This is a genomic window from Brucella tritici (assembly GCF_902825325.1).
Classification (GTDB): domain Bacteria; phylum Pseudomonadota; class Alphaproteobacteria; order Rhizobiales; family Rhizobiaceae; genus Brucella.
The window spans coordinates 1-18,009 of the sequence record NZ_CADEAR010000020.1; the positions used below are offsets into that span (position 1 = coordinate 1).

An 18,009-nucleotide genomic window follows, 5' to 3' on the forward strand; every position below is an offset into this window, starting at 1 on the left:
AAAGCAAAAGTTTTGACTGCCAGCCGGAAACCCATTCCGTCAATCACGAAAGACGTGGGCTATTCGTTGCGCTCACGATTGATTGTTCCGGCTGGCATCTTCAACTGCGAGAGTTCGCCAACCCTCCCCGCATTCGACAAGCCGACAGTGGCAAGGCAGGCGGCATGGGCTTCGCCGGAGCGCCGCGTTGCGACATGATGCTTTTGCACGCTACGCGAGGTCATCATCTGCACCGCTTCGCCATACCCGGCCTGTGCCAGTCTTTCCTGCAATAAGACTGCCGGATCGACATCCAGCGTCAGATCGTCATTGCGCACTTCCAGCCAGGCGACGGACTGCGCCGAGACGAAACCCGGACATGTCAGTGACCAGCTCAGAATGTTTTGCCGGTCTGGAAATTCAGCCGTGAGCACCGGGCCGGAACAATGGATCGTAAAAGGCAGCATGACCAACCTATCGCAGATCGCTGCGGAGTTCGCGACCAGCGCCTTCCAGCCATCCACAAGACTGCCCATAGGACTGGGATGTTGGAATGGGACCGGCGCGGCGATAAAGCACGCCTTCGTGACTTGGCCACGGTTTCACAAGACGGTATCTATCTGCGAATATTGTTTCGCGCGTCACGGAAACGGACAAGCGGTTTGCTCTGGATTGGGACATGATTAACGATCTCACCGATGAGATATTCTGGATATTCACCATCGGGTGCTGCATCCTTTTTATCATGCGCCTTCTTTCGCCTCCCCCGCGTCATAAGGTCGATCAAACACAAGACCTGACTGCATTGCGCCCTCGCCGCCGTTCACGTCGCCGTCGCTTTCAGACACCGGACTGATTTTAAGCCTGCTGACCACATCAAGCTTAAAAGCGTCAATCCTTCGTAAGCTGTTCCGGCATCCGCCTATAGCCCTGGCGTCAATTGCCGTTATGAAGCGCCAATTTCAGTGATTATTTAATCGATCACACCGCTGAAAGACGCTGCCAAACAATCCGCTTAGGCCACAGTTCTCTGGCTTCCCTGTTCATTTTGCTGTTGATGCAGGATCAGTTGATCTCCTTGGGCTTCATGAACGATACGAAACCTAAATGGCTCTTTGGTTCTGTCAGTCTGATTGAGCTTTATGGTTAACGATTTTGCCCATTCAGCGCTGCCATAAGCATTGGTCTGATCGAGAATGAGCCATTGGCAGCCTTTTCCGTCAGAATTCGCAAATAGCCACCAGCGGACTGAATCTGCTCATAGCGCTGCAGGATATAAGCGATCACGATGGATGCATTATGTGTTCCCAGCGTTTTCTTTGCGAGATCATAGAGCTTTCCATCGATCCCGAGGAAGGAGCGTACTCTCTCTGCCGTATTGGCCAAATCGTGCCAATGTCGGATGGATGAAAGGGCATAGGCCGTGATCTCTGGACAGGAACGAAGCACCATGTCGAGCGAAACCGTTGGCTCAACTGGAGCGCTGGTGATGTCTTTTACGCGCTGGTCGATAAAATCAGGCGTTGCCATTTCAAAATGGGAATCTGGATTCGATTCAATTTGCTGCCGCTCATTTTGAGATTCATTGGCGTGCAATTTTTGAACATTTTCATGAAGTTTCAATGCGTTATCGATTTCCGCACGAATGCGCAGCAAGGATTCGACCAGCGCTGCCAGTTCTCGATGCTCTGCACGACGCGGAATGCTGTCGACGATCAGGCGGAAACGATGATGGATGTCCTGCCAGTTACCGGCAAGATTCTCCTGAGCGGCGAATTCAACAAGCTTGGTGATATCACGGCGCAGCAAGGTCAGGCGTTCGCGCATTTCACGTAACGCTGTCTTTTGGGCCCTCACCTGCTCTGCAGCTGTTTCCAGTTCACAGGCACGGGCCAAGAGCGGTGTCAGTGAAAAGCCGAATGCAATCTGCACGTCTCCACCCTTGGCACGACGCGCATAGCGCTTGCCATTCGGGCTGTCCTGTCGAAGGATGAAACCGGCATCGACCAGCGCTGCCAGATGACGGCGCAAGGTTGCGTCTGCCATGCCATGGGCACGTAATGCCAGTTGCTTATTGGACGGGAACACAATCAGGCTGCTCTGCGCATTCAGTTCTGCTTCCGGATAGAATGATAAAAGCGCCGAAAGAACCGCCAGAGAACGATCATTCAGATTGAAATGCGTCTTTGCTTCACACAGCCAGCGATGCAGTTGCCATTTATCGGCAACCGTTCCCGGTGCGATCTGCTGTGTGTTCTGTTGACTTGCCAACAAGGCAAGCGTCATCCTTCGACTGCCAAACGGCGTCGAGGCCAATTGAATCTCCATTTTCTTTCACCTTCCACAAGGCAAAAGAAATCCACCCGCCGAAATGACGCTAATTACACTTGACAGTGATTCGTGGATTTGCGATTCTCTAGCTGCTAAACCAATGAGAAGGGCTTCCACACGGCGACGTTTGGGGGCCTTTTTCTTTTGCTGTCTCGTTCCTCTTCCTGAACAGTTTCGACGCAAATACACTTACTATTGAACGCTACACAATCGAACCACGGCAACTGCCATCGTTCGTTACGCTTACTTACTTCTCCTCACTCTGGAATGACGCATAGAGCTCATCCAGGTTGCGAGAAAGCCAATCGGCAAAACGAGGCCCGTTGGCAGCACTAAGCGCCAATGTAGCCGATTTGCCATTTTGTTTGATAATGGCGCTGACCGACTTGTCTGAAGCCGTCCAGCTGCTTCCGGGCCGCTGAGCCGCCTTGGTGACGGGCTTCTTCTGCTTGCTGCCCTTCAGATAGCCGTAAAGCTGCTCAAAGCGATCAACGGATGATGCATTTTCGAATGCCGATGTTGCCAGCAACTCTTCCGCGGCATCCTTTTTACCGGGGATTTCGATCAGCTTGCGCAGTTCCAGCCAGCGGTCACGCCCAATGCCCTTCGCTGCGCCGATGGCGAGAAGAATATGCTCCGGTATGGCCTTCGGAATGGTCAGCATCTTCGACAGCGTTTGATAATCGATCGTCAGTGCTGCCTGAATGGCCTCACGTTCAAAGCCGAGCGCTTCGAGGCGCGCCGCAAAGAAAACACGTTCAATGAAGCTCAGATTAGCTCGGGCGGAGTTTTCCTGACCCTGGCTCAATATATGTTCCAGATCGGCGAGGGGCTTGATGACCGCCCTAACCTTGATGCCCAGTTCCTTGGCCACCCGCGCGCGGCGATGACCGAAAACGATCATATAGCGGTCGCTGGTCTCGGGATGCGGACGCACGAGAATAGGGCTGTCCTGTCCGCGCTCGCGGATGGCTTCCAGAAGTTCCTGGTATTCTTCGTCATTCGTTTCAGGCAGGCGGTCCGCTACGAAGGAAACATCCAGATTGGCGGGATCAAGCTCGACAATGGCTTCCCCGTCGAGCTTTTGGGCAGCCTGTTTTGCGAGTTCGTCTATCGAAGCGGATAGAGACTTGGCGGCACCGAACCGGCGCGATACGTTTTCAACCGGCTGCGAAGCCTGTTCGGCAGCCGGTTCGTCCCGCATAACGCTTTCAAATATGTTCTTTCTTGCCATTCTCATGTCCTCAAACCGGTCAGAGACCTGATTTTATTCAATATTCGCCGCTTTAGACGGCAGTCTAGCGCCCCCATGCCTCGTGAATGAGGCCGCGAATTTCGGCGTTGACCGCTTCCATGGCTTCCATGGCGCGATCATAGGTGCCGCGATTCATCGATGAACGCTCAACCTCGTAAAGCGTCTGCTTGGTCAGGCCAGCGTCCGAAATCGCGGTTGATTTCAGCATCTGATGCTTCAGCATATGTGAGGCGAGCATGCTCTGCATGAAACCGACCATCTGTGCCTGGGGAACGTCGGTCGGCTCGTAACGGGTGATCAGATAGCGGAACCAGTCGAGCTGCACCGCACCACCTGCCTGACGAACGGTCTTCAGAATGTCACCAAGCATCAGGAGGAACTGCGACATCGACATGAGGTCGAGCATCTGCGGGTGAACAGTAATCAGGACGGAAGTTGCAGCAGAGAGTGCCGTCAGTGTCAGATAGCCAAGCTGGGGAGGGCAATCGATGACGACCACATCATAGTCACTATCCACATCGGAGAGAGCCTGCGCGATACGGTTCCAGAACGTTTTGCCCTCACCGCCATTCTGCATGGCGAGTGGCGTATCATATTCATACTCCTGAAGCTCCAGCATGGCCGGAATGATATCGAGACCGGGGAAATTCGTCCGGCGAATAACCTCGCGAATAGACTTCTTTTCGGAGTCGTAACGAATAGCCTCATAGAGTGACGGAAATTCATCCAGCTCCGGCTGGATGCCGTGCAGGGCCGAAAGCGAAGCCTGCGGATCGAGATCGATTGCAAGCACGCGATGACCGGTCAGAGCCATATGTTGCGCCAGATGCGCAGCTGTGGTGGTTTTGCCGGAACCACCCTTGAAGTTGACGACGCCGATGACCTGAAGTTTTTCATTGCCGCGGCGATGCGGAACGTAGCGCTTCACCTCGGCGCGCCCGTTCTGGTCAAGCCATTGGCGCAGTTCTTGAATCTGTTCGACGCTATAGGCACGGCGGCCACCTGTCAGAATGGTTGGCTCGACACCTTTGCCTTCCAGGTGTAGTTTCTTGAGATTGCTCGGAGAGACACCAAGGAAATAAGCAGCCTCGGCCATCGAAAACTGGCGCAGCATGCTTTTGCGCGCATCCGGCGGAAAGTTTTCGTGACGCAGCAGATTGAGCTTGCGAGAAATCTCGCGCCCTTGCGATAGTATCATGTCGTCAAACGACAAAGCTGCTGCTGGATTTGCGATATTCATTACTTGGGATCCCTAGTGACGGCATTGGAACTGTTACCGCCTAAATACCGTCATTATGTCCGATTCTTATTCTATCGCAAGAGGCAGCCGCATTAACAAAGAGTTAGCGCGGACATTAAAATTAAACAAAATTTTATCGATTCTACTGGGATGGCTCTATCCTATTGTTTTTATGATGTTTTATGCGTTTTAGTCGGCCGTCTATAATTCAAGGATATCATCGGTTGCGAAATTTCAATCGAGAAGAGTCTATTTCCACACGGGAATAGGGCGGTTTCTCCAGCCGGCCAGAGAATTCAACCGATTCTGTGTGGCGCGAACCTTGATGGCAACATTCCGATGTCGGATCGATAAGATCGGAGCCGAACGGGGTCGTTTTTAGTTCTGTTGCTGGTCAGGGAAACTGAACCATGCGCCGCTTTCCATTGAGTGTCGCAATCGGAAATGCGCTGGCGCGAATGACCGAGACCGGTTGCAGGCATATGATAGCTCGTTATGTCGACCCTGCGTCTCTTTGGTTTTTGGGGCGATTGCGGGTGATGGTTTACTTGGTTGTTTTAGCCATCCGCTGTACCTGTGTCTCGATGCATGAATGGTGGGGGGCTGCATTGCATGCGGGGGAGGGCGACCATTGTACTTATGGAGTCCTGCTCCGAAACTCCGTAACGGTGTTCAGCCATGTCGAGCTTTCTCAGATCGTTCAAGGCGGCAGTGTGCGACATGAAATTACGCTATGGCGGGCCCAAGCCCCAAATGAACGCGCCGGCCTTGAGCTTGTGCATCAGGAGGGGGGCAGACTTCGGGAGGCGATAGCGATCTTATCCGGCTGGCGGTTGGTTCGAGATGAGAGACTGGATTTCAGGACTGAAAGCCAGTCTGCAATAACACATTTGATTTTTGTCGCTGTTAGAGCGCGTTTCGATCTGATTGAAACAGATCGGCGCTCTAATCATTTGTTTTTACGCGCATCTTTTCCGAAAACCGTTTCACACTTTTCGGGATGCGCTCTAATGTGGTTTTCCACTTGGTGCGGGATGGATTTCTTAACCAAATCAGGGTAGCATCCAGACTATCAAAAGTGCTTGCCTATTTCGCCGCCTGCAGGCCGTTGCGGCACCAATATAATCTTCCTAAAGAGCCGATTCAGACCGTCAGACTAGCGAAAGCTAATTGTCGTTTTGCTTTAGCGTGATTTTAGATGGCTATATTTTTCAATAGGATGCCCGGAGGCATTCTCTCGCCTCCTAGGGGTGAGCGGGGCAGATTTGATGGGATGCCACTTCGCTGAGCACGGTCTCTCGGAGAATGGCTGATTGCGCATCTTGTCTTGGAGTTTCATAACATGATGAGATGACGCTACTCGGGAGGCATGCCGATGCCCCAGATCGATATTGATGGCTTAAGCGAAGAGGAACTCTATGCGTTGAGCGGCCGGATTTAGGATCAACTCGCGGCATTAGAGCGTTTCATCTTTAACGGAACCATATCCGACATTTTCGAGATAGTTTTGGCATTCGGCGGACTGGATGGTTTCGACCAGCCTGCCGATATGACGCCATGTGTCGTCGATGGTGCGCTTTTGTGCATTTCTCATCCAATGTTTAATCTTGGAGAAGGTCTGTTCGATCGGATTGAGGTACGGCGAGTAGGGTGGCAGGAACCAGGGCCGCGTCGGCGGCTTTAATCAATTGGCGGATGGTTGCGGTCATCGGATGCTGGCCTCCATCCAGCCAGCATCAATGAATCAGAACAAAGCTGATTTGGGAATCGCATTCGATTCAGAAGACCCGAAAATGCTCTACCGTACGATTTTTGACTGCTCTTGTTCCGCCCCGATCTTGGCATCCCGCGTCTTCACATCAACCGAGGGCCCCGGTTTCTCTGCCACCTCGTCCAGAAGCTGCTTTCTCCAATCCGCGATCTGGTTCGGGTCCACGTCGAATTGCTGCACCAATTCCGCAGGCGTCTGTTCCCCCTTGATCGCGGCCAAGGCTACTTTTCCTTGAGCGTGGGGCTGTGGTTCGCCGTGGCCGTTTGCTCAACTTGATTCTCCTGTCGCGGCTATCTCACCGCTTTCAGGCATCGAACGTAAAAGAAAACGGCGTAAAGGATGACACTTTTAGGAAAATGAGCCCCTTTGAAATCGATTGCCATACCCTGTCACCTCACTCAATTATGCGCTCCGAAGGGACAGTAGTGCAGCAGAAGTGAAAATTTCGCGACAGAACCAGTCAAAATCATATCAATTTGGTATAAGCCGTATTTCCTCCAAATCATAACTTTGCGCCAGAACCTTGCGTTCGCCCGGCGCGCAAGGCGCACCTCGCCAAGCCCGTTAAGCGCTATCGCGCGCAAAGGCATGACGCTCACTCTTGCTGAGAAATCCACCGCGAATCATTGTATATTGACCCACCAAGAAACACCGTTGTCGTCGATGTATGGATCTCCACGGGCTGCACGTACACGTGCTAGTTCGTCTTCAAGTCTCTCTTGGTTCCTCGTAAGACTTAAACCATGCTCAAAATCCTGGGTAATATTTGGGTGCAAACCCCTCCCAAGGCTTCGAATATTTATAAGTTCGTGTATCGTAGATGGACCGGTGTAATTCCGACGCCACTCATTCAACGCTTGACTGTTAACTAACTCATCAGCGTTCAACTGATCAAACCTATTTTGCAATGATTCATCTGGAACGTTGCGCGGGACATCTATAAATTCATCGCTACTATAATGACTAATACTACTACTTCTGCTACTACTTCTGCTGCTGCTGCTTATGCTACTACTTCTGCTACTACTTCTGCTACTATTTTGGTCGCCGCCGCCGTGGAGCCGAGATCTTTCGCAAATTCTGCAGCAGGAGCTGGAAATCCGCCACGTGCTGGATTCCTCATGTTGAACCAACCAAACGCGAGGCCGGAAATCAAGGCGCCACCACCGGATCCCAATGACAGCTCCCAGCCACGGATGTTGAGCGAGAATTGACCAAGAAGAAGGCCGACGACGATACCGAGGCCGAGAAAGACAAAGTCCGTACTGCCGACTTTGGGCAGTGGCTTACCCAATGCATGTATCGCGCGTGTGACGGGCTCATCCTGACCATAAAGGGTCAGGACGTCTCCTTCATGGAGAACTGTACCCGGTAATGCCGGAATGGTCTGACCCAAACGGCGAACGTTGGATATGAATATTCCGCGCCGAAGATCCGGCGACGCTAATTGGCGCAATTGGCGGATCTGACGTCCAAAAGCTTCTTTTCGAATGAGAACGACTTCGCGGGTAACAAGCGCCAGACTGGTGCCGTCCGGTACGGGCACTTCCTCGCCAAAAAAGTCCTGAACTGCGATAACCGCGTTGCGGCGTCCATGGACAATAACAATATCACCTGGCTTCAACAGGAAATTGGGATCTGTTTGAAGGATTCTTCCATGACGACGAACACGTTCAATCGTGACTGCCCAGTTCCAGTCTTTCTCCACCCCACTAATCGTCTGCCCGGCAAGGGACCCTGCGCGAAAAGCACGGGCCACGAACATGGGTAAGCCCTCAACCTGATTCTCCTCATCGTCCTCAGAACCAAGTTTGCGGGCGAGAACCTGGGCTTTGGTTTTGAGGTCGACTCTTAAAAGCATTGGTGCAAGCTGGGTGGTAAACAATACAATCGCGATCAGGCCGAACAGATAAGTAAGACTATAGGCCGTAGCGACATTGGCCTGTAGCTGTTCGATTTGTTCTGGCGAAATAGCCAAATGTGAGATTGCTTGAGATGCTGTTCCGATAACCGCAGATTCAGTCGCAGATCCAGCAAAAAGCCCAGTTGCTGTTCCAATATCGAGCTTGAACAGAATGATAGCCGTCGAGACAAGAAAGGTGACGCATACAACTTCGATTATGGAAAAGACTCCATAACGCCATCCGCCTCTGATATTGGCAAAGAACTGTGGCCCGGCAGTAAACCCCAGCGCGTAAATAAAGAGGGTGAACGCGCTGTCCTTCAGGTCCGCAGACATGCGAACACCGAGCTGTCCTATAGCCAGTGCCGCCAATAACGTCCCGCAGACTCCACCTAATCGGATAGGACCGACGCGCAGCTGACCGATGAGGTAACCAATCGCGAGTGAGACAAAGAGCGCTACGACAGGGTCCTTGAGAAAATACATCGTTGATCCCCATCTCAGCGCTTTTATATTCTATATGTGATGCATAGAAAATATAATAGTGGTGTTTTTCTATCTGTCCATATTCTGAAAAGCGTTTCTAGAATAATTATCCAATCTGTTACTTGCCGGGACATCATTATTGTCAGATTTCATTAACGGCCTTGAGTGGAACCGAAAACCCGTGCCAATTAGTGGAACGCTGTTACAAAAGCGAATTCCTGATGCGTGCCACTTTCGGCTTCACGAAACTTGTCTTTAAGCGAGGGCTGCAATGCTAGGTCTCCTGCTGTCTAGAAGATTAGTAGTCAGCGGAGAATAGTCGCATTTTGTGGTCGACATGACTGCGCGAACCAATCTCAGCTACACGAGCCTAGGGAATTCGTCACGATTCCTGACTGGCAATCAACTTGGAACGTATTCACACGGATGATATAACTAAGCTGTTACGTTTCAGAACCCATGAAATCCATATTAATCGCGTATCTTATCTCGCCGTTAGAATTGACGATAACGTTCGAGAGGTAAGCCATTTGCTTCGACGTATCCATTTGAGCTGTGCATCGTCGCGCGATTATTTTCTTTCCAAAGTGCTGACTTAGCAGCAGCCAACGCTTGCGCAATCCCAATCTGGGCTGCAGGCGAATTATCTATCTTGTGGCGACGTGCTTCAGAAAGAAGTTCACTGTAACTTCTGGCCAGAGAATGGCAGCAGACCGGTCGCACTGCTGTGCTTGGTCTGTCATCCAACGAGATGTCGATGCGTCGTCATGCTTTCTATATAAGGAGCTACCAACCAGTTCAGTAGATCTCTGCTTTCCGATATTGACGTGGAGCTCAGCATCGGAACAATTTCGGCGTTTCATGAGTTTGTCTCCGTATAAAAATGTATGTTTCGGCGCCAGTATGGAGGAGGGCGAGATGGGAGAATTGTTGTTCTGGATTGTTCTGGTTGGACTGCCAGTGCTTCTCGCGGGCGGCTTCGCATATGCGCGCTATATGCAGCGTACAGGTGGTACGAGTTCGGGCGAAGATGGTGCTTAACGAAAGCAGGGATAAATCGATGGCACCCCGCGCAAACTGGAAAGGCCAGCTGAAAATTGATCAGCTTTTGTGTCCGGTCGCACTTTTCACGGCGGCATCGACCTCTGAGCGTGTTTCGTTTCATCTGATTAATCGCAAAACCGGAAATCGCCTCAACCGGGAATTCGTAGACAGTGATACAGGCAAACCAGTACCGCGCGAAAATCAGGTCAAGGGCTATGAAGTGTCGTCGGGCACCTATTTGAGTTTCGACGAAGCGGAAATCGCCGGGGCCATTCCCGAAAGCGACAAGACGCTGAATGTCACCCGATTTGTCAAATGCGGCGAAATCGATGATGTCTATCTCGACCGGCCATATTATCTTGCCCCGGCTGGAGACAGCGATAGTTTCGTACTCGTTCGCGAGGGCATCAAATCTGAAAATGTAGCCGCAATTGCCGAGACTGTCCTTTTCCGCCGCGCGCGACAAGTTCTGATCCGTGCCGACGATGATGGTCTGATAGCTACGACGCTTAATTTCGAATATGAGGTACGAGCGGCAGCGGAGGCATTTGCCGACTTGGGCACTTTCAAGTTCGATCAGGAAATGCTCGACCTGGCGCAGCATATTATCGACACCAAGATGGGCAGTTTCGACCCCACAGGCTTTGATGACCGTTACGATGCAGCACTGGCAGATTTGATAAAGGCCAAGATTGAGGGGAGACCGCTCAAGAAGCCGGTTGCGCCGAAGACTGCCGAGGTTATCGATCTCAAGGAGGCTCTTCGCAAGAGTGCAAGCCTGGGTCGGGCGGGGCAGGCGCCGACCAAAGCAATAAAAGGCAAAGCCAAGTCCGGGGCAACATCTGGGACAAAGTCTAGAAAAAAGGCCGGTTGATCATGGGACAGCCGCTTGAAACCTATCGCAGGAAACGCGATTTTACGCGGACTAAGGAACCACGCGGTAAGTCCTCACGAATGAAAGGTGATCTCTTCGTCGTGCAGAAACACGATGCCAGAAGATTGCATTATGATTTTCGCCTTGAGATGGATGGCGTGTTGAAAAGCTGGGCCGTGACGCGCGGTCCAAGCCTTGTTTCCGGTGAAAAGCGACTTGCTGTGCATGTCGAGGACCATCCTCTTGAATATGGGGGCTTCGAAGGCACGATCCCGAAAGGTGAATATGGGGGAGGTACAGTTATCGTCTGGGATACAGGGCGCTGGAAACCCATTGGCGACCCACATAAGCAATACAAAAAAGGACATCTTGAATTTGAGCTCTACGGGGAAAAGCTCAAAGGTCGCTGGCATTTGGTCCGGATGCACGGAAAGCCAGACGAGAAGCGAGAGAATTGGCTCCTCATCAAGGGTGAGGATGAATTCGTCAGAAATCCAGATGAACCTGACATTCTCGAAGAGATGCCGAAATCAGTAAAAACCCGTCGCGTCATCGCCGATGTCGAACACGAAGCGCCAGGTTGGTCGTCGAAAACTGGTCCGATCGACAAGAAGTCGACCGCTCAAGAGAAGGGTGGGGGCGCAAATATCAAAAATGCGAAGAAGCGACCGATGCCGAATTTCGTCAAACCTGAGCTCGCTACGCTCGTGTCATCTGCTCCAGATGGAAACCGCTGGCTTCACGAGATTAAGTTCGACGGTTATCGCATCCAGGCTCATATTGCGGGGGGCAAGGTCGCCCTTTATTCGCGTGGGGGACTGGATTGGACTGAAAAATTTGGCCAGCAGATCGCCAGCGATCTTGTTGGTACGGGTGTGAACGAAGCCATATTTGACGGGGAAATCGTTGTCGAAAACCAGTCGGGACTGTCCGACTTTTCAGCTTTACAAGAGGATTTAAGCGAAGGGCGTTCGGATCGGTTCGTCTATTATCTCTTCGATCTTCTGCATGTTGATGGCGAAGATCTCCGCCAGACTCCTCTGGTTGAGCGCAAAACGTTGCTTGAAAAATTAATTTCCGGATCATCGTCAACGCTTCGCTTCAGCGAGGCTTTTGATGCCGATGGGGCTGCGGTACTGAAGAATGCCTGCGGACTTGGCCTTGAGGGCATTGTGTCGAAGCTCAGGGAGGCCGCTTATAGAAGCGGTCGCAGCAACGATTGGCGTAAGTCGAAATGCATTGGACGACAGGAATTCGTCATTGCAGGCTATGTTCCCTCGACGGCAACGCGAGCGGCAATCGGTTCGCTCCTTTTAGGTGTACAGGATAAAAAGGGGCTGGTTCCCGTGGGCCGGGTGGGAACGGGCTTTTCGGTTAGGATGGCAAAAGAACTTTACAAACAGCTGCAAGCCATGCGGCTGGAAGAAAGCCCATTCGCTGTGCAACTGACGGCAGATGAAAGGCGCGGTGCCAAATTCGTCACGCCGCAGCTGGTAGCGGAAATTGAATTTCGTGCCTGGACTGCCGATAAGCGATTGCGTCACGCGTCCTTCAGGGGGGTACGCGACGATAAGGCTGCCAAGGACGTCATATGGGAGAAGCAAACCATGTCACCTCGTATTTCCAGTAACGGCCCCGAGGAGATCGACGTGAAGCTCACACATCCCGACCGGGTTTACTGGCCGGGCGAGGGTGTCACAAAACAGGGTCTCGCAGATTATTATTCCGCTATCTGGTCTCGCATCGAACCTTTCATCGTCAACCGCCCCCTCGCATTGTTACGCTGCCCAACCGGAATTGACGGAGAACACTTCTTTCAAAAGCACGCGTGGAAGGGGTTGAATGAACATATTATCGAGGTTCAGGACCCAAAGAACAAGGAAGAGGAGCCTTATATCAGCATTCGGGACTTCAACGGGCTGATCGGTTTGGTGCAAGCCGCGACGCTGGAAATTCACCCATGGGGTTCGACTCTCAAAAATTGGGAGCTACCGGATACATTGACGATGGATCTCGATCCGGGTGAGGGGGTTCCCTGGCCGCGCGTGATCGAAGCCGCAACCGAGATCAAGGAACGTCTAGAAAAACTCGGATTGACGACGTTTGTTAAAACGTCCGGCGGCAAGGGACTGCATGTGGTCGCGCCATTGAAGCCGAAGGTCGACTGGGACGCCCTCAAGAGCTTTACAAAAGCTATTGCCGACCAGATGGCTGCAGACAGCCCTGATCGCTATGTTTCGACGATTTCCAAGGCCAAGCGTAAAGGCAAAATTCTCATCGATTATCTGCGCAATCAGCGCGGCATGACTGCTGTAGCACCCTATTCGCCGCGGGCACGTCCCGGTGCCGCAGTTTCCATGCCGCTTGGGTGGGAGGAAGTGACGTCAGCAATAGGCCCGGCCCATTTTACTATTCTCAACACACCGACCCGGCTGGTCGCATTGAATAGCGATCCCTGGCAGGATTTTCGCAGCGCGGAAACGCCGCTGCCTAAGCTGAAGAAATAGGCAGAGCTCTTCGCATCAGCTTTTTTTGTTTTCACCGGCGAGGCTTTTTCGTAGAGCATCCATGATGTTGATAACATTGCCTTCGGTTTCTGGTGCAGTCTTGCGCGGCTTCGACCCCGTTGCCGTTTTCTTTTTCTTCTTTGCAGCAATCATCGACTGAAGGTTCTTCTGCATTGGGTCCTGAAGGAAATCGGGATTCCAATCTTCCGTCTTGCCCTTGATGAGCTTGCGGACCATGGAAAGAAGCTTCGTATCGGGTTTGCCTTCCTTAGTATCTGAAAAATAGTCGGTCGCTTTCCGCACTTCATCGCCGAAGCGCAGCGTCCACAGGACGATCCCGTGTCCGCGTGGCTCAAGCAGCACTGCTCTTTCGCGTCGGTACATGACAAGGCGGGCCAGACCGAAGACTGCGCTTTTTTCCATTGCCTCCCGAATGACGGAAAAGGCTTCCTGGCCTACTTTGTCGGATGGCGCGAGATAATGCGGTTTGTCGTACCAGATCCAGCCAATGCTGTCGCGCGGTACAAATTTGTCGATGTTTATAGTTCTGGTGCTCTCGAGTGCCACAGCCTCCAGCTCATCCTCTTCAAGAATGACATAGCTGCCGTCGCCTTTCTCAAACCCCTTGACCTCGTCATCATCCCGCACGGGCTTGTGCGTAACCGAATCTACGTACCGGCTGATCACCCGGTTGCCGGTCTCCGCATTCAAGGTGTGAAAACGCACCTTCTCGCTGTCGCTGGTCGCAGGCGTCAGCTCCACCGCACAGGTGACAAGCGAAAGTTTGAGATAGCCTTTCCAGAAACTGTGGGGCACGACCTGATCCTCCGGGAAGAACAGGATAACCTGTTTGACGCCCGATAGTTCCCGATCAGATTTGTTCAGCCTGGGAACCAGTCGCGGTTTTTAGTGGTTATACGGCAAGGAAAATACGACTGGGGTTACCCATTGCTTAAAAAGTCTTCCGCTGTCCCACAGCTCAAAAACGCTGCTACTCAGGACGGGCTGCTTCACGTCAGCGACACCGCGCCGGGAATTAGACGGCTGCGTTGTGGGAGTGGTTTTCGTTATGTCCGTTTTGATAAAAAGGCGATTTCCGCTGCTGATCGAAACAGGATTGCTAAGCTTGCCATTCCACCTGCATGGAGCGATGTCTGGATATGTTGCGATCAGCGCGGACACATACAGGCGACCGGTCGCGATGCGCGCGGAAGAAAGCAATATCGTTACCATTCCGCGTGGATGGCGATGCAGGAGGAAACCAAATTCTCAAGTCTGCTAGACTTCGCCCGTGCACTCAGCCGACTGCGTAAAGCACTTGATGCCGATATGCAGCGACGCTCGCTCTGCCGTGAAAAGGTCATAGCGACCGTCATCTGGCTGATGGATCGGCTATTGCTGCGGGTTGGAAATCCAGATTATGCGCGGGACAACAAGAGCTTTGGGGTTACTACCCTTCGCAATCGGCATCTGCGGGATGACGGTAAGGAATTGCGGCTCGTCTTTACCGGCAAATCAGGCAAAACGTGGAGTCTCAAGCTTTCCGACAAACGGGTTGCGCGTATCGTGCGCTCCATACAGGAACTGCCTGGGCAGCAGTTATTTCAATATATTGACGAGGCGGGTGATCGCTGTCCTGTTTCTTCCCAGGATATAAATGACTATCTGCGGGTGACCATGCGAACCGATTTCACGTCGAAGCATTTCCGGACATGGGCTGCAACGGCAACTGCCCTTGAGTTGCTACGCTGCCTCGATTTGCCTGACAGTGACAGGGTGCAAAAGGAGAGGCTAAATAGCGAAATCGATAAGGTTGCGCACCTGCTCGGCAATACCAGAGCGATATGTCGGAAGTCTTATATACATCCTGCCATCCCCGAATACTGGCTGGCCGGAAAACTTGGCTCGCAGATCGATGCCGCTGGAACTATCCGGCTAGTTGCGCCTGAGCTTAGCGATGCCGAGCGTCGCACTTTGAAATGGCTGCTTTTCATCGAGGCGGAAAAGAGCTGACCAACGGATGACGATGGCTGTTGACGGTTCACGATCTCGCGGCACGATGCGGTTATTGATTGGCAGGCGCAGAACGCCATTGGTCAATGATGGCTCGATCAGTATGTTTTAGGTTAGTGGAAAGACTTAATTAACCGCTTTTAACAGCAGGTGGCGAAATGTCGGCTCTCGATCTGGTTGTGACATTAATACTACAGACATATTTCATTCATGAGTTATCCTTTAAATAACGAAATAACCTTAGGCTATTAGATCACGGAGAAATGCCATGAAAATTAAGTCTCTTCTTTTGGCGTCAACTGTTGCTCTTATTGCTACAACCGGTGCGAAAGCTGCTGACGCTATCGTTGAGGAGCCTGCGCCAGTAATCGTTGCTGAACCTGTTTTTAGCTGGACTGGCGCTTATATTGGTGGGCAGATTGGCTACGGGTGGGGAAAATCGGAATTCGAAGATGCTTTCCGTGTGAAACCGGACGGTTTTCTCGGTGGTATTTATGCCGGTTATAACTTTGATGTCGGCAATAACTTCATTCTCGGTATCGACGGCGATATCACCTATAATAATCTAAAGGACAACTACAGCGCTACTGACGGAGATATTGCTGGTGACCTTGAGAGCAAGTTGCGGTGGTCGGGTGCTGTTCGCGCACGGGCTGGTGTCGCATTTGATCGCTTCATGCCCTATATCGCGGGCGGTGTTGCCTTCGGTAGCGTGAAAAACACGCTTTCAGCAACGGACGGTGTGGATGAAATCAGCGTATCGCAAAGCAAAACCTATACTGGCTGGACGGCTGGTGCGGGTGTTGACTACGCTGCTACTGACAACCTCATTCTGCGCCTTGAATATCGCTACACTGATTACGGTAAGAAGGACTTTGATTTTGGCACGGATGTAAGTGTCGAAGACAAGTTCAAAACACATGACGTTCGTTTGGGCGTAGCTTACAAGTTTTGACAAGCGTAATCTCGGAAATATAGAAAGGCGGCCTGTGGGGCCGCCTTTTTGTTGCAGAGGCTCTTACGAATAATATTCGCCTGGCATTTACGGCTTGAACCCAATATGTTTTTCCTTGGTCGCCTTTGAATCTTCCGCATACCGGTATGGAAAAATTTATGGATAGTGCAGTGCTTTTCTTGCATGCGCATGGACAGTCGGCCGATGAAATCCGGATGTTGGATTGGAACAGCAATCCAATCGGAAAGCCAGAAAAGTGGCCCACTTCTCTGATAACTGCGGTTCAGATGATGCTGGCTTCGCATTTCCCAAAGGCTATTATCTGGGGACCGGAATTCACCACGATTTATAACGACGCCTTCCGACAGATTCTCGGTGAGAAAGAGAACTGCATGGGAGCATCATTCCGCGATATTTGGGCCGAGGCTTGGGATGAAATTCAACCGATGGTCCAGAAGGCCTATGCGGGTGAGGCCATTTTTATAGAAGACTTTCCCTTGGTGATTGATCGGCACGGATATCCTGAGCAATGTTATTTTACTTTCTGCTACAGCCCGATTTACGATGAAAGAGGGCGAGTGGCTGGCATGATGGATACCGTCATCGAGACCACGACAAAGGTTGAGGCGGAAAAGCATGCTCGCATACTGAATGCCGAACTCGCTCATCGAATCAAGAATACCTTTAGCGTTGTAGCAGCGATTGCTGGCCAGACCTTCAATAACAATGCTGATGAAGAGGTGATCAACACCTTTACCAGGCGCCTGTTTGCACTCGGAAATGCACACGATGTGCTGCGATTGGGCAAAAGTTCTGAAGGTTCCCTTCGTCAGATTGTGAGCGGAATAACAAACGCGCTGGCGGTGGCGGATCGCGTGCAGATAAGCGGACCGGACGTTCTGATCGGCCCTAAAGGAGCTTCAACGCTTTCGCTTCTAATCCACGAACTGACCACCAATGCGATCAAATATGGCGCTCTTTCAAACAGTGAGGGGCGTGTGCTGTTGGAAGTGGCTGTCTCAAAAAGGCAAGACGATGCGGTCTTCTCGTTGCATTGGGCTGAGTTTGGCGGGCCACCTGTTATCGCGCCAACTAAGACCGGATTTGGCTCCAAGCTGATAAGAATGGGGTTGTTGGGCGCCGGCGAGGTTGACGCTGACTACCGAACAGAAGGGTTTGCTGTGAAATTCTCTGCCCCTCTTCGCCAATTGCAGGGTGAGGGTCGTCTTTTTGACTCTACTTAGTTGGATCAGGAATGCTTCATTCCAGTCCCTTTTCGTGATGATCTCCCTTATGAGCAGCAGACAGATGGGTATTTGACGTGTTTGGGCCGCCTTGAGATCGGTTCTGAAAGGTCATGCTCGGCCAAAGAGTTACGCCAGGATTCCTGACATCGAAGCGGCCTGTTCGAAAGCAAGTCTCGCGTCTTCGGTACTTCCAATGTCGTGCGTGCATAAAAGGCAAGCCTTGATAGCGACGCCGAGACTATCTAATTCGAACCTATTCCATTGAGACAGTAGTATATTCTCGGCATCTGCTACGGTTCTCACCGTCTGCGTAATGCCGTCCGCAATTTCAATGACGACAGCGTCATCCCAGTGCACCTGTTCCATGTCGAAATCCTTTATACAGTGAACCCTTCACCAATTCG

At 51.8% G+C, this 18,009-nt stretch carries 16 protein-coding genes and 4 pseudogenes; 9 read left to right on the forward strand and 11 right to left on the reverse strand.

The genetic code is table 11. The annotated features are described in order from the left end of the window. Positions 1 to 59 precede the first annotated feature (59 nt). Positions 60 to 515, reverse strand: a complete 456-nt coding sequence (locus HWX93_RS19700; RefSeq protein WP_235969152.1) for an adenosylcobinamide amidohydrolase — start codon at positions 513 to 515, stop codon at positions 60 to 62. Positions 516 to 658: 143 nt separating this feature from the next. Here HWX93_RS19700 and HWX93_RS19705 point away from each other — a divergent pair, with 143 nt between their 5' ends. Continuing rightward, entirely contained in the window at positions 659 to 835 is a 177-nt protein-coding gene (locus HWX93_RS19705; RefSeq protein ID WP_176038438.1) for a hypothetical protein, read from the forward strand. Between the two features lie 290 nt (positions 836 to 1,125). Here HWX93_RS19705 and repC read toward each other — a convergent pair whose 3' ends face one another. From repC to repA, 3 genes are all read right to left on the reverse strand, one after another. Further along, entirely contained in the window at positions 1,126 to 2,307 is a 1,182-nt protein-coding gene (repC, locus tag HWX93_RS19710; protein WP_176038439.1) for a plasmid replication protein RepC, read from the reverse strand. Positions 2,308 to 2,557: 250 nt separating this feature from the next. Continuing rightward, positions 2,558 to 3,544, reverse strand: coding sequence for a plasmid partitioning protein RepB (gene repB / locus HWX93_RS19715; protein ID WP_176038440.1), 987 nt, complete (start codon positions 3,542 to 3,544; stop codon positions 2,558 to 2,560). Between the two features lie 64 nt (positions 3,545 to 3,608). Next, positions 3,609 to 4,805: a plasmid partitioning protein RepA gene (repA, locus tag HWX93_RS19720; RefSeq protein WP_109989903.1), complete on the reverse strand. Its 1,197-nt coding sequence runs from the start codon at positions 4,803 to 4,805 to the stop codon at positions 3,609 to 3,611. A 410-nt stretch (positions 4,806 to 5,215) separates the two neighbouring features. Between repA and HWX93_RS19725 the strand changes: the two genes are divergently transcribed. Continuing rightward, the gene (locus HWX93_RS19725) at positions 5,216 to 5,866 is read left to right on the forward strand and encodes a hypothetical protein (RefSeq protein ID WP_176038436.1); all 651 of its coding nucleotides are present in this window, start codon (positions 5,216 to 5,218) and stop codon (positions 5,864 to 5,866) included. Positions 5,867 to 6,261: 395 nt separating this feature from the next. Here the strand turns inward: HWX93_RS19725 and HWX93_RS19730 are convergent. The 5 genes and pseudogenes from HWX93_RS19730 to HWX93_RS19750 all read right to left on the reverse strand — a co-directional run. Then, positions 6,262 to 6,474, reverse strand: a pseudogene (locus tag HWX93_RS19730) (transposase); the annotation flags it as partial. A gap of 162 nt (positions 6,475 to 6,636) precedes the next feature. Then, positions 6,637 to 6,847, reverse strand: a pseudogene (locus HWX93_RS19735) (IS3 family transposase); the annotation flags it as partial. A gap of 40 nt (positions 6,848 to 6,887) precedes the next feature. Further along, a pseudogene (locus tag HWX93_RS19740) lies at positions 6,888 to 6,959 on the reverse strand (IS6 family transposase); the annotation flags it as partial. 620 nt (positions 6,960 to 7,579) lie between these two features. Continuing rightward, positions 7,580 to 8,965, reverse strand: coding sequence for a TrkA C-terminal domain-containing protein (locus tag HWX93_RS19745; protein ID WP_176038442.1), 1,386 nt, complete (start codon positions 8,963 to 8,965; stop codon positions 7,580 to 7,582). 495 nt (positions 8,966 to 9,460) lie between these two features. Next, entirely contained in the window at positions 9,461 to 9,688 is a 228-nt protein-coding gene (locus HWX93_RS19750; RefSeq protein ID WP_176038482.1) for a type II toxin-antitoxin system CcdA family antitoxin, read from the reverse strand. A gap of 195 nt (positions 9,689 to 9,883) precedes the next feature. Here HWX93_RS19750 and HWX93_RS23190 point away from each other — a divergent pair, with 195 nt between their 5' ends. The 3 genes from HWX93_RS23190 to ligD are packed head-to-tail and all read left to right on the forward strand — an operon-like array spanning position 9,884 to position 13,390. Next, positions 9,884 to 10,006, forward strand: a complete 123-nt coding sequence (locus tag HWX93_RS23190) for a hypothetical protein (protein ID WP_268904591.1) — start codon at positions 9,884 to 9,886, stop codon at positions 10,004 to 10,006. Positions 10,007 to 10,025: 19 nt separating this feature from the next. Next, complete coding sequence (locus HWX93_RS19755) at positions 10,026 to 10,883, forward strand: Ku protein (protein WP_176038443.1); 858 nt, start codon at positions 10,026 to 10,028, stop codon at positions 10,881 to 10,883. Between the two features lie 2 nt (positions 10,884 to 10,885). Further along, a complete protein-coding gene (gene ligD, locus HWX93_RS19760; RefSeq protein ID WP_176038444.1) occupies positions 10,886 to 13,390 on the forward strand; it encodes a DNA ligase D in 2,505 nt (834 codons plus the stop codon). A 15-nt stretch (positions 13,391 to 13,405) separates the two neighbouring features. Here ligD and HWX93_RS19765 read toward each other — a convergent pair whose 3' ends face one another. Continuing rightward, positions 13,406 to 14,206, reverse strand: coding sequence for a Ku protein (locus tag HWX93_RS19765; protein ID WP_176038445.1), 801 nt, complete (start codon positions 14,204 to 14,206; stop codon positions 13,406 to 13,408). 93 nt (positions 14,207 to 14,299) lie between these two features. Here HWX93_RS19765 and HWX93_RS23230 point away from each other — a divergent pair. The 4 genes and pseudogenes from HWX93_RS23230 to HWX93_RS19780 all read left to right on the forward strand — a co-directional run. Next, a pseudogene (locus tag HWX93_RS23230) lies at positions 14,300 to 14,581 on the forward strand (DNA topoisomerase IB); the annotation flags it as partial. A gap of 57 nt (positions 14,582 to 14,638) precedes the next feature. Continuing rightward, complete coding sequence (locus tag HWX93_RS19770) at positions 14,639 to 15,403, forward strand: DNA topoisomerase IB (RefSeq protein ID WP_235969153.1); 765 nt, start codon at positions 14,639 to 14,641, stop codon at positions 15,401 to 15,403. A 268-nt stretch (positions 15,404 to 15,671) separates the two neighbouring features. Continuing rightward, the gene (locus HWX93_RS19775; RefSeq protein ID WP_176038447.1) at positions 15,672 to 16,358 is read left to right on the forward strand and encodes an outer membrane protein; all 687 of its coding nucleotides are present in this window, start codon (positions 15,672 to 15,674) and stop codon (positions 16,356 to 16,358) included. 158 nt (positions 16,359 to 16,516) lie between these two features. Next, positions 16,517 to 17,602 carry an HWE histidine kinase domain-containing protein gene (locus HWX93_RS19780; protein WP_235969154.1) on the forward strand — a complete coding sequence of 362 codons (1,086 nt, stop codon included), beginning with the start codon at positions 16,517 to 16,519 and terminating at the stop codon, positions 17,600 to 17,602. Between the two features lie 129 nt (positions 17,603 to 17,731). Here HWX93_RS19780 and HWX93_RS19785 read toward each other — a convergent pair whose 3' ends face one another. Beyond that, complete coding sequence (locus HWX93_RS19785; protein ID WP_151679043.1) at positions 17,732 to 17,971, reverse strand: DUF982 domain-containing protein; 240 nt, start codon at positions 17,969 to 17,971, stop codon at positions 17,732 to 17,734. Positions 17,972 to 18,009 lie beyond the last annotated feature (38 nt).